This is a genomic window from Agrobacterium sp. ES01, assembly GCF_050320885.1.
In the GTDB taxonomy this organism is placed as follows: Bacteria; Pseudomonadota; Alphaproteobacteria; order Rhizobiales; family Rhizobiaceae; genus Allorhizobium.
In genome coordinates this window covers 1,055,634-1,067,788 of sequence record NZ_JBNQTH010000001.1, presented here as the reverse complement: position 1 = coordinate 1,067,788, position 12,155 = coordinate 1,055,634, and the positions used below count along the sequence as shown (strand labels likewise).

Genomic DNA, 12,155 nt, shown 5'->3' with positions numbered 1-12,155 from the left:
TCATGGATCCTTTATCTGCCTCTCTCAAAATCGCCGGCAGCGGCCTGGAAGCCCAGTCCACACGCCTGCGTCTCGTTTCGGAAAACATCGCCAACGCCCGTTCGACAGGCGATACACCTGGCGCCGAACCGTACCGTCGCAAGACGATCACCTTTGGCAACGTGCTCGACAAGACGAGCGGAGCCGAACTGGTCAACGTCAAGAAGCTCGGCAACGACATGACCGATTTCACGATGGAATACGAACCGGGCAATCCGGCCGCTGACGAAAAAGGCATGGTCATGATGCCCAACGTCAACATTTTGATCGAGATGGCGGACATGCGCGAAGCAAACCGCACCTATGAGGCCAATCTCCAGACCATCAAGCAGACGCGCGATCTGATTTCCGCGACCATTAATCTTCTGAAGGCATCTCAATGATTGAAACTGTCCAGAAACTCAGCGCACTGTCGCCACTGAATGGCATCAGCGCGGTCACCAGCGAAACCACGGAAGCAGCCGGCAAGGCTCTTACGCCTGGAATGCAGACCGGGATGAGTTTTTCCGATGCGGTTGGCAGCATGGCAACCGACGCTGTGAAAAACCTCAAGAATGCTGAATTCATGTCCTTCGAGGGCATCAAGGGCACCGCCAACACGCGTGAGGTCGTCGATGCCGTCATGCAGGCAGAGCAGTCGCTTCAGACCGCTCTGGCGCTGCGCGACAAGATCGTGAGCGCCTATCTCGAAATTACGAAAATGCAGATCTGACCTGAATAAACCGGTTCAAAGGACAAAGACATGAGAGCGCTTGCCATTGCGGCTACGGGCATGGATGCCCAGCAAACCAATCTCGAGGTGATTGCTAACAACATCGCCAACATCAACACGACCGGTTACAAGCGCTCCCGCGCGGAATTCACGGACTTGCTTTATCAAAGCGAACGCACCCAGGGCGTACCCAACCGTGCCAACCAGTCCATCGTTCCGGAGGGTGCCAATATCGGTCTTGGTGTGCAGACAGCTGCCGTCCGCAACATCCATACCCAGGGCGAACTGGTGCAGACCGGCAACGAGCTCGATATGGCGCTGATCGGGCGTGGCTGGTTCCAGATTGCCTCGCCGGATGGCAATACGCTTTACAGCCGCGCCGGTGCATTCAATACCAATGCCGACGGCCAGCTCGTCACCATCGACGGCAATGTCGTTACGCCGGAAATCACGGTACCCACCGACGCCAGCGAAGTTGTCGTCAGCCGTACCGGTGTCGTCTCCGCCCGTATCGGTAACGATGTCGACTATACCGAACTTGGTCAGCTCACCATTGCCAACTTCGTCAACGAAGCAGGTCTGAAACCCCTCGGCGACAACCTCTTCGCGCAGACGGCAGCGTCCGGCCAGCCAATCGTGGCGGCACCGGAAGATCCGGGCTTCGCCTACATCAAGCAGAATTATCTGGAAACATCCAACGTCGATTCCGTCAAGGAAATCACCGACCTTATCTCTGCGCAGCGCGCCTATGAGATGAACTCCAAGGTGATCCAGACGGCCGACGAGATGGCCCAGATCGTCAGTAAGAACCTGAAGTAAACCCGCCGGAACGGAAAAAGGGGCAAACATGATGTTTCGCCAGAAGTGGAATGGTCCGACATTGATGCTGGTGGCGCTGGCCGCCGCATCATTGTTTCTCAACACGGGAGAATTGGCCGCCGCGGACGGCAAATACGCGGTTGTCCCGACCCGTATCATCTATCCCGGCGATGTCATCGACTCCAGTCTGCTCGACGAGGTGAAGGTGACGAACCCCAACCTCGCCGGCGGCTACGCCGAATCCATTGATCAGGTTGTCGGCTTCGTGACCAAACGGACCCTTCTGCCAGGCCGGACAATTCCAATGTCCAGCCTGCGGGAGGCCTTTGCAGTCAAACGCGGTGCCAATCTTCGACTGACATTCATGATTGGCAATATGACCATCTCGGCTGCCGGCTCGCCATTGCAGGACGCCCTGATCGGTGACGTCATCAAGGTACGCAACCTGGACAGCGGCATAATCGTCAGCGGAACGGTTATGGCCGATGGCACGGTACAGGTGATGGCGAAATGAGTATCTTGAAGTCTCTGATGGCCGTGATCACAGCTGTCGTCTTCGTGGCGGCTCCCTTGGGCCAGGCCTCGGCGGCATCGCGCGTCAAGGATATTGCATCATTGCAAGCCGGACGTGACAACCAGCTCATCGGCTATGGTCTGGTCGTCGGTCTCCAGGGCACAGGCGACAGCCTCAGGTCGTCGCCGTTTACCGAACAATCCATGCGCGCCATGCTGCAGAACCTGGGAATTTCCACCCAGGGCGGCCAGTCGAACGCCAAGAACGTGGCAGCCGTCATGGTCACGGCAAACCTGCCGCCCTTCGCCAGTCCCGGCAGCCGCATCGATGCCAATGTCAGCTCGCTTGGCGATTCTACCTCGCTTCGCGGGGGGACGCTCGTCATGACCTCGCTTTCGGGCGCGGATGGCCAGATCTACGCCGTTGGCCAGGGTTCGGTGATTGTCTCCGGCTTCAACGCCCAGGGCGCTGCCGCATCGGTCACCGAAGGTGTGACCACTGCCGGCCGTGTCCCCGGCGGCGCCATCGTCGAACGCGAGCTGCCGTCCCAGTTCAAGGATTCCATCAACCTTGTCCTGCAGCTCAGGAATCCGGATTTCACCACCGCAATCGGCGTTGCTGACACCATCAATGCTTATGCTGCGGCCAATTACGGTGCCCCCATCGCGGAAGCGCGCGATTCCCAGGAGGTCGTCGTCGCCAAGCCGCGCACCGCGGATCTGACCCGCCTGATGGCCGATATCGAAAACCTCGTCGTCGAGACCGATACGCCAGCCAAGGTCGTCATCAACGAACGGACGGGAACCATTGTCATCGGCGCAGATGTGCGCGTGTCGCGTGTCGCTGTCAGCTACGGCACGCTGACTGTCCAGGTCAATGAAAGCCCGCAGGTCATTCAGCCGCAGCCTTTCTCGAAGGGCACGACCGAGATCCAGCAGCAGACCGATATCTATACCGAGAAGACGGGCGACAAGATCGCCATCGTTGATGGCCCGGATCTTCGCACCCTCGTCGCAGGACTGAACAATATCGGCGTCAAGCCCGACGGCATCATTGCCATCCTTCAAGGCATCAAGTCGGCCGGCGCCCTTCAAGCGGAGCTCGTACTGCAATGACGGCAGACATGAACAGGTCGTTCGCGAGGAAGGCAGCACGTCTTCTTCTTGTCCCGGCACTGATGTTCGTTCCCGGATGGATGGCTGTCGCGGCGGAGCCCTCCGCACTCGACACGGTAACCCAGGAAGAAATCGCCAAATTTTGCGGCGGCATTGCCGATTCCGCACGCGACCAGCGCTATCTCCTGCAGAAGCAGGAACTGGAAAAGCTGCAGGCCGATATCGACGGACGCATTGTCGTTCTCGAGGATCGCCGCGCCGAGTACGAAGACTGGCTGAAGCGTCGCAACGATTTCCTGCGCCAGGCCGAAATCGGCCTCGTCGAAATCTATAAGAAGATGAAGCCGGATGCGGCAGCACCGGCCCTTGCCGAAATCAATGTTGAACTGGCGGCCTCGATCATCATGAAGTTGCCGCCACGCCAGTCAGCGCTTGTGCTCAGCGAGATGGAGCCGAAGAAGGCTGCCATGGTCTCGGCAATTATATCCAGCGCAGCTGACCCGAATACCTCGAAGGAACCCTCATGAACAAGCGCGCCCCGGCCTTGATGGCCATACTTCTCCTTGCGGGTTGCGAAAGCCAGACGCTGAAGGAAATCGGCAATGCGCCGTCCATGAGCCCCATCGGCAGCGGTCTGCGCTATAGCCAGACCCCGCAGATGGCGCTTTATCCGAAGCAGCCGCGGCAGGTCGCCAGCGGCTATTCGCTGTGGAATGACAGTCAGGCAGCCCTGTTCAAGGATTCACGCGCCATCAATGTCGGTGACATCATGACCGTGAATATCCAGATCAACGACAAGGCGACGTTCGATAACAAGACAGATCGTAGCCGCTCCAATACTCAGGGCATAGGTTGGGGTGTCGCAGCTGACCTGATCGGCAAGACCGACGGTGATCTGTCTTCGAATTCCGATACCTCGACGGCTGGCAAGGGCTCGATCGCGCGGTCTGAAAAGCTGACACTCTTGGTTGCTGCCGTCGTGACGGGCATTCTCGAAAACGGCAACCTGTTGATCAGCGGCTCGCAGGAAGTGCGCGTCAACCAGGAAATCCGAATTCTCAATGTCGCGGGTATCGTGCGTCCGCAGGATGTCGATGCCGACAACACGATTTCCTACGACCGCATTGCCGAGGCACGTATTTCCTATGGTGGCCGTGGCCGTCTGACGGAAGTCCAGAATCCGCCTGTCGGGCAGCAGGTCATCGACCTGTTCTCGCCGATCTGACCAGGGCTGCTGCGGCAACAGAGGTAACGAGTGATGGATGAAGAAGAAGCCGAGGCCGGGAAAAAGAAGAAGTCAGCGACGATAATGCTTGTCGCGGCCCTGGCGATCCTGACCGTCGTTGGCGGCGGCGGCGGCTGGGTCATCGGTTCCATGATAACACCGCAAATCAAGGCCGCCGATGAGGCCAAGAAGGCGCAAGAGGCCAAGGCGGGTGGTCACGAGGGCGGAAAGGAAGAGGAGGGGTTACCCCATATCTCGACCGAGGAGAGAGGCGTCTACCAGCTGGAGCCGATCACCACCAATCTCGCTTATCCATCCGAAAGCTGGGTCCGTCTGGAAGTGGCCCTTCTTTTCAAGGGCCCGCCGGATGTCGCCATGGCCGAAAGCATCCACCAGGATATCCTCGCCTATCTGCGCACTGTGTCGCTTCAGCAGGTCGAGGGGCCGCGCGGGTTTCAATATTTGAAGGATGACCTTGAAGAGCGTGTTGACCTTCGCTCTGAAGGGCGCGTATCGAAGGTGATGTTCAGGACCTTTGTGATCGAATGATTCGATTTCTATTCTTGCTCGCTGTCATGATGATGGCGCCGGAGCTTGCTCACGCACAGCAACTCCCGACAGATCTTTTCAGCGCGCCGATCGATGGCTCGGTCGCCGCGTGGATTATCCGTACATTCGGGCTGCTGACCGTCCTCTCGGTCGCGCCGGGCATCTTGATCATGGTGACGAGCTTTCCGCGCTTCGTTATCGCCTTTTCCATCCTGCGTTCCGGCATGGGTCTGGCAACCACCCCGTCCAACATGATCCTTACCAGCCTTGCCTTGTTCATGACATTCTATGTGATGGCGCCGACGATGGATCTGGCGTGGAACCAGGGCGCCAAGCCGCTGCTGGACAATCAGATCACCGAAGGCGAGGCCGTACAGCGCATTGCAGAGCCATTCCGCACATTCATGCAAAACAACGTGCGCGACAAGGATCTGGCGCTGTTTGTCGATATTGCCAACGAACGTGGGCAGCCGACCATTACCGATGACAAGGTTGACTATCGTGTCCTCATCCCGGCCTTCATGCTGTCGGAAATCCGCCGCGGTTTCGAGATCGGCTTCCTGATCATATTGCCGTTCCTGGTCATCGACATGGTTGTCGCAACCATCACCATGGCCATGGGCATGATGATGCTGCCGCCCACCTCTATTTCACTGCCCTTCAAGGTTTTGTTTTTCGTGCTGATCGACGGCTGGAACCTGCTCGTCGGCAGCCTGGTTCGCTCATTTTCCTGAAAAACGCTGTTTTTTTAGAAAGTTAATGGCTGATTCCGATCCGGGATCAGCCATTTTTGTTTTCAAAAACAGATAGCTACGCGATTCGTCGCTCCGAGCGAAAAAATCTGAAATAGGAAAAACTTTACCAAATCTCTTCAATGCAACTTAAGCTGTATGCTGTCTTTTAGGAGACAGAGGCGGAATTAATTTTACCTATTAATTGACATGACGTCGCCCCCCTCTGCCGGTCCTAAAATCCGGCATGTCCCTCTCTCGTATATTGTACCCAAGGGGACACTCCTATGACTAGCATTATGACCAACGCTGCCGCTTTGTCGGCACTCGACACTCTTCGTTCGATCAACAAGAGCATGAACGAAACGCAGAACCGCATTTCGTCTGGCTATCGCGTCGAGTCGGCTTCCGACAACGCTGCTTACTGGTCGATCGCCACCACCATGCGTTCCGACAACAAGGCCCTCTCGGCCGTTCAGGATGCGCTCGGCCTCGGCGCTGCCAAGACCGACACCGCTTACACCGGCATGGAAGCTGCCATTGACGTGGTCACCGAGATCAAGTCGAAGCTGGTTGCAGCCCGCGAACCCGGCGTTGACAAGACCAAGATCAACAAGGAACTGACCGAACTGAAGTCGCAGCTGAGCTCGATCTCTCAGTCCGCTTCCTTCAACGGCGAAAACTGGCTCTACAACGAGTCGACAACGGCTGTTGGCACCAAGGAAATGGTTGGCTCCTTCGTTCGCGACTCGAGCAGCAATGTTTCGATTGAAACGCTGGAATTCGACGCCTCCACTTCGGTTCTGATCGATACCAACAATGCGACCCGGGGTCTTCTGACCAAGGCGTATACGGTCTCGGTTGACAATGGCACGACAACGCCGACGACAGCGACCTACTTCCTGGTCGATGCATCCTCCACAACCAGCGCAGCTGGTACGGAAGTCGAGCTGACAACCGCGACGACTGATGAAGAAGTTGAAGGCATGTTGAGCGCTGTTGACGCCATCCTCGAGGACATGACAGACGCCGCTGCAACGCTTGGTGCGACCAATAATCGTATCGACATGCAGAACGAGTTTGCCGCCGACCTTCGCGACGTGATTGACACCGGCGTAGGCCGCCTTGTCGATGCCGACATGAACGAGGAATCGACTCGTCTCAAGGCCCTGCAGACACAGCAGCAGCTCGGTATTCAGGCGCTGTCGATTGCCAACTCCAGCTCGGAAAATATCCTCCAGCTGTTCCGCTAAAATCTTTCCCGATCCGGGGAATTTTGAGAGCTCCGCTGCAAGGCGGGGCTCTTTTTCGTTGCGTCGCTTTCGTCATACCAGTCAAATTTTTTCCTTTGGCTTTAGTCTTCATTAACCGCGACGGTGTTGAATGAAGTTGTTAAAGCGGCAGATTAATTGTTTGTAAATAATAGTTAATTGCATGAGGCGGACTGTCGCTCTCCGGTAATTTGAGGCCGGAATGTCCCTGTTATTTTTTTTGTCTTTAGGGGCTGTGTCTACAATGACAAGTATCGTAACCAACACTTCCGCAATTGCTGCACTCGACACTTTGCGTTCGATCAACAAGGGTCTGGACGAAACCCAGAGCCGCGTATCCTCCGGTTACCGCGTTGAAACGGCATCTGATAACGCCGCATACTGGTCGATCGCTACAACCATGCGGTCCGACAACAAGGCAATTTCCGCCGTTCAGGACGCCCTGGGCCTCGGCGCTGCCAAGGTTGATACCGCCTATACCGGTATGGAAGCTGCCATCGACGTCGTCACCGAGATCAAGGCCAAGCTCGTTGCCGCTCGCGAACCGGGCGTTGACAAGGAAAAGATCAACAAGGAACTGACCGAACTGAAGTCGCAGCTGAGCTCGATTTCGCAGTCGGCTTCGTTCTCCGGCGAGAACTGGCTCTACAACGAGTCCACAACGGCCGTTGGCACCAAGGAAATGGTTGGCTCCTTCGTTCGCGCTGCCGACTCAACGGTGTCCATCGAGACACTGGAATTCGACGCTTCGACTTCTGTCTTGATCGACACGGACGATGCAGGACTTGGTCTTCTGACCAAGGCTTATACGGTCTCGGTTGACAATGGCACGACGACGCCAACGACTGCGACCTACTTCCTGATCGATGCATCTTCCACAACTTCGGCAACCGGCTCGGAAGTCACGCTGACATCGGCCACGAACGACGAACAGGTTGAAGGCATGGTCAGCGCAGTCGACGCCATGCTCGAAGACATGACGGATGCCGCTGCAACGCTCGGTGCCACCAAGACGCGTATCGATATGCAGAACGAGTTTGCAGCCGACCTCAGCGATGTGATCGACACCGGCGTTGGCCGTCTGGTCGATGCCGACATGAACGAGGAATCGACCCGCCTCAAGGCTCTGCAGACACAGCAGCAGCTCGGTATTCAGGCTCTGTCGATCGCCAATTCCAGCTCCGAGAACATTCTCTCGCTGTTCCGCTAAGACCAGATCGTCCGATCTTCAAAGTCGAAAGGGCTCCGCCGAAAGGCGGGGCTTTTTTTGTTTGGTGACCATCCAAACTTTCTCCCGAAAATCTATTTTAATTTTATCTATTTTAGGTGTCGTTAACTTTAGCGTGTTTAGATTGAAGGGTGAAGACGGCGGATTAATCATTTGTAAAAAATGACTAATTGCATGAAGCGCCCGACCGTCATCCGGAGGAAAATAACCCGGAATGTCCCTGTATCATTTCTGTCAATAAGGGGCAGTGTCTCAACATGACAAGCATCATCACCAACGTTGCAGCAATTGCAGCGCTCGATACCTTGCGCTCTATCAGCAAGGGCCTGAACGAAACTCAAAACCGCGTATCGTCCGGTTACCGCGTTGAAACGGCGTCGGACAATGCCGCATACTGGTCGATCGCCACCACCATGCGGTCCGACAACAAGGCCCTCTCGGCCGTTCAGGACGCTCTGGGCCTCGGCGCTGCCAAGGTCGATACCGCCTATACCGGTATGGAAGCCTCCATCGAGGTTGTCACCGAGATCAAGGCCAAGCTCGTTGCAGCCCGCGAACCGGGCGTGGACAAGACCAAGATCAACAAGGAACTGACGGAACTCAAGGCTCAGCTGAGCTCGATTTCGCAGTCGGCGTCTTTCTCCGGCGAAAACTGGCTCTACAACGAATCGACAACGGCCCTTGGCACCAAGGAAATGGTTGGCTCGTTCGTGCGTGCGTCAGACAGCACGGTTTCCATCGAAACGCTGGAATTCGATGCTGCGACTTCCGTCCTCATCGACACCGACGATGCAGGTCTTGGACTTCTGACCAAGGACTATGCCGTCAGCGTCGAGAACGGAACGACGACACCGACACCTTTGACCTACTTCCTGGTGGATGCCTCTTCAACGACCGCGGCATCGGGTACTGAAGTCTCATTGTCCGCTGCCACGACCGACGAACAGGTTGAAGGTATGGTCAGTGCAGTTGACGCCATGCTCGAAGACATGACGGATGCCGCTGCGACGCTTGGTGCTACCAAGCAGCGTATCGACATGCAGAATGAGTTTGCCGCCGACCTGATGGACGTGATCGACACCGGTGTGGGCCGTCTGGTCGATGCTGACATGAATGAGGAATCGACCCGCCTCAAGGCTCTGCAGACACAGCAGCAGCTCGGCATTCAGTCGCTGTCGATTGCCAATTCCAACTCCGAAAACATCCTTTCGCTCTTCCGTTAAGATCGAAAACCTGGATATCCAGGCACAGAAGAGGCCCCGCCGAAAGGCGGGGCCTTTTTCTTTTCAAAACTCTGCCGGAAACTGTCTCCGATTTAGGGTCTGTTAACCATAATAAGATTGAATGGAGATATCAAAACGACGGATTAACCAATTGTAAACAATGGTTAATTGCATGAGGCGCGCTGTCGTTTTCCGGTGACGTTTTTCCGGAATTTCCCCGATACATTTCTGTCATCAAAGGGCAGCATTTTCCATGACTAGCATCATTACCAACACTTCCGCCATCGCTGCGCTCGATACCCTGCGCTCTATCAACAAGGGTCTGGACGAAACCCAGAGCCGCGTATCCTCCGGTTACCGCGTTGAAACGGCATCTGATAACGCCGCATACTGGTCGATCGCCACAACCATGCGGTCCGACAACAAGGCAATTTCGGCAGTCAAGGACGCTCTGGGCCTCGGCGCGGCCAAGGTCGATACCGCCTATACCGGTATGGAAGCCGCTGTCGACGTCGTCACCGAGATCAAGGCCAAGCTCGTTGCCGCACGCGAACCGGGCGTTGACAAGGAAAAGATCAACAAGGAACTGACCGAACTGAAGTCGCAGCTGAACTCGATTTCGCAGTCGGCTTCGTTCTCCGGCGAGAACTGGCTCTACAACGAGTCCACAACGGCCGTTGGCACCAAGGAAATGGTTGGCTCCTTCGTTCGCGCTGCCGACTCAACGGTGTCCATCGAGACATTGTCATTCGACGCCTCGACCTCTGTCCTGATCGACACGGACGATGCAGGACTTGGTCTTTTGACCAAGGCTTATACGGTCTCGGTTGACAATGGCACGACGACGCCAACGACTGCGACCTACTTCCTGATCGATGCATCCTCCACAACCTCGGCAACCGGCTCGGAAGTCACGCTGACATCGGCAACGACCGACGCACAGGTTGAAGGCATGGTCAGCGCAGTCGACGCCATGCTCGAAGACATGACGGATGCCGCAGCGACGCTCGGTGCCACCAAGACGCGCATCGAGATGCAGGATGAGTTCGCCGCCGACCTGATGGATGTGATCGATACCGGCGTTGGCCGACTGGTCGATGCCGACATGAATGAGGAATCGACCCGCCTCAAGGCTCTGCAGACACAGCAGCAGCTCGGTATTCAGGCTCTGTCGATTGCCAATTCCAACTCCGAGAACATCCTCTCGCTGTTCAAGTAAGACCAGATCGTCCGATCTTCAAAGTCGAAAGGGCTCCGCCGAAAGGCGGGGCCTTTTTCCATGGCATCCAGGTTCAGGCCAGCATCGTGCAATTTTTCGCCTATGCAAATTTGCGTTGCATTAATCCTCTCCAACTACTCTGGACGTGTAAGGCGGCAGGTTGGTTATTTCGTATTTTGAAAAATGATTGATGGCATGATGCATGCTGCCGTTCTCCGGAAATATTGCGCCGGAATGTCCTTGAATATTTCTGTCTGATGAGGGCCCGCGGCAGATGATGAGTATTATTACCAATGCCGGAGCAATTGCCGCTCTGGATACCCTTCGATCGATCAACGAGGGGCTTAAAACAACCCAGGGCCGGGTATCGTCCGGCTATCGGGTCGGATCCGCATCCGATAACGCTGCCTACTGGTCCATCGCCACCACCATGCGGTCCGACAACAAGGCGATCTCGGCCGTCCAGGATGCACTCGGTCTGGGGGCTGCCAAGGTCGATACCGCCTATACCGGCATGGAATCGGCGATCGACGTTGTCACCGAGATCAAGGCCAAGCTGGTTGCCGCGCGAGAACCAGGCGTCGACAAGGAAAAGATCGACAAGGAACTGACCGAACTCAAGTCGCAGCTTCGGTCTGTCGCGCAATCCTCCTCCTTTTCCGGCGAGAACTGGCTTTACAACGAATCGACGGCCGTTTTGGGGACTAAGGAAATGGTTGGCTCCTTCGTTCGCGCTGCCGATGGAACGGTTTCCATAGAAACGCTGGCTTTCGACGCGTCGACCTCGGTTCTGATTGACGTCGAGAACGACCAGCAGGGACTTCTCACGCGATTTTACACCGTCGATGTTGAGCAATCGAACGGCTCAACCACCACAGCCAGCTACTATCTCATGGGCAATCCCGGCACTGGTGCCGTCATCGAACTGACAACCGCAACCACAGATGATGAAGTCGAAGGCATGCTCAGCTCGCTCGAATTGATGCTGGGACAGATGACCGATGCGGCAGCGACCCTCGGTGCCACCAAGCAGCGTATCGACATGCAGCACGAATTCGCTGCCGACCTGCGTGATGTGATCGATACGGGCGTCGGTCGGCTGGTCGATGCCGACATGAACGAGGAATCGACCCGGCTGAAGGCACTGCAGACACAGCAGCAGCTTGGCATTCAGGCCCTGTCGATTGCCAATTCGAATGCCGAGAACGTCCTGCAATTGTTCCGTTAACGAAAATCATCGAAGACGTGAAAAAATGAAGAGCCTGCTGGGAAGCGGGCTCTTTGCCTTTCCGTGGCTTGCTGCGGTCGAACGAAAAAAATCGGCTGGACGTAAACGCCGAGGGATCAAACCTTAAACGCAGGTTCCGCTGAATGCTGTTTGGCGGCCCGGGGCGAGCGTTCCATTGACTTAAGTATCTGAAACAACGCGATCTATTACTCGCCGATGTGTTGGGCTTTCCCAATCCTGTCGGCGGCGGTTCACCCAAAATCCGCCACGTTCGACATCTGT

General features: G+C 56.2%; 14 protein-coding genes. All 14 read left to right on the top strand.

Translation table 11 applies throughout. The features are described from left to right. The first annotated feature begins 2 nt into the window (after positions 1 to 2). The 14 genes from flgC to ACQQ2Q_RS05215 all read left to right on the top strand — a co-directional run bounded on the left by flgC (position 3) and on the right by ACQQ2Q_RS05215 (position 11,873). On the top strand, positions 3 to 422 hold the full coding sequence (gene flgC, locus ACQQ2Q_RS05280; protein WP_428185968.1) for a flagellar basal body rod protein FlgC: 420 nt from the start codon (positions 3 to 5) through the stop codon (positions 420 to 422). Then, positions 419 to 751, top strand: a complete 333-nt coding sequence (locus ACQQ2Q_RS05275; RefSeq protein WP_428185967.1) for a flagellar hook-basal body complex protein FliE — start codon at positions 419 to 421, stop codon at positions 749 to 751. The genes flgC and ACQQ2Q_RS05275 overlap by 4 nt, the downstream gene beginning before the upstream one ends. A 30-nt stretch (positions 752 to 781) precedes the next feature. Continuing rightward, on the top strand, positions 782 to 1,570 hold the full coding sequence (gene flgG, locus ACQQ2Q_RS05270; protein WP_428185966.1) for a flagellar basal-body rod protein FlgG: 789 nt from the start codon (positions 782 to 784) through the stop codon (positions 1,568 to 1,570). Positions 1,571 to 1,598: 28 nt separating this feature from the next. Continuing rightward, on the top strand, positions 1,599 to 2,084 hold the full coding sequence (gene flgA, locus ACQQ2Q_RS05265) for a flagellar basal body P-ring formation chaperone FlgA (RefSeq protein ID WP_428185965.1): 486 nt from the start codon (positions 1,599 to 1,601) through the stop codon (positions 2,082 to 2,084). A gap of 17 nt (positions 2,085 to 2,101) precedes the next feature. Beyond that, the gene (locus ACQQ2Q_RS05260) at positions 2,102 to 3,199 is read left to right on the top strand and encodes a flagellar basal body P-ring protein FlgI (protein WP_428186487.1); all 1,098 of its coding nucleotides are present in this window, start codon (positions 2,102 to 2,104) and stop codon (positions 3,197 to 3,199) included. Next, entirely contained in the window at positions 3,196 to 3,726 is a 531-nt protein-coding gene (locus tag ACQQ2Q_RS05255; RefSeq protein ID WP_428185964.1) for a MotE family protein, read from the top strand. Before ACQQ2Q_RS05260 ends, ACQQ2Q_RS05255 begins: the two co-directional genes overlap by 4 nt. Beyond that, positions 3,723 to 4,424, top strand: coding sequence for a flagellar basal body L-ring protein FlgH (gene flgH / locus ACQQ2Q_RS05250; RefSeq protein WP_428185963.1), 702 nt, complete (start codon positions 3,723 to 3,725; stop codon positions 4,422 to 4,424). Before ACQQ2Q_RS05255 ends, flgH begins: the two co-directional genes overlap by 4 nt. A 33-nt stretch (positions 4,425 to 4,457) precedes the next feature. Beyond that, positions 4,458 to 4,973, top strand: coding sequence for a flagellar basal body-associated FliL family protein (locus ACQQ2Q_RS05245; RefSeq protein WP_428185962.1), 516 nt, complete (start codon positions 4,458 to 4,460; stop codon positions 4,971 to 4,973). Next, complete coding sequence (gene fliP / locus ACQQ2Q_RS05240) at positions 4,970 to 5,707, top strand: flagellar type III secretion system pore protein FliP (protein WP_428185961.1); 738 nt, start codon at positions 4,970 to 4,972, stop codon at positions 5,705 to 5,707. The genes ACQQ2Q_RS05245 and fliP overlap by 4 nt, the downstream gene beginning before the upstream one ends. Positions 5,708 to 5,991: 284 nt before the next feature. After that, a complete protein-coding gene (locus ACQQ2Q_RS05235) occupies positions 5,992 to 6,957 on the top strand; it encodes a flagellin (protein WP_428185960.1) in 966 nt (321 codons plus the stop codon). Positions 6,958 to 7,219: 262 nt separating this feature from the next. Beyond that, entirely contained in the window at positions 7,220 to 8,185 is a 966-nt protein-coding gene (locus tag ACQQ2Q_RS05230) for a flagellin (RefSeq protein WP_428185959.1), read from the top strand. A 275-nt stretch (positions 8,186 to 8,460) separates the two neighbouring features. Continuing rightward, positions 8,461 to 9,426, top strand: a complete 966-nt coding sequence (locus ACQQ2Q_RS05225) for a flagellin (protein WP_428185958.1) — start codon at positions 8,461 to 8,463, stop codon at positions 9,424 to 9,426. Between the two features lie 253 nt (positions 9,427 to 9,679). Further along, positions 9,680 to 10,645: a flagellin gene (locus tag ACQQ2Q_RS05220; protein ID WP_428185957.1), complete on the top strand. Its 966-nt coding sequence runs from the start codon at positions 9,680 to 9,682 to the stop codon at positions 10,643 to 10,645. A 274-nt stretch (positions 10,646 to 10,919) separates the two neighbouring features. Next, entirely contained in the window at positions 10,920 to 11,873 is a 954-nt protein-coding gene (locus ACQQ2Q_RS05215) for a flagellin (protein ID WP_428185956.1), read from the top strand. The last annotated feature ends 282 nt before the right edge of the window (positions 11,874 to 12,155 follow it).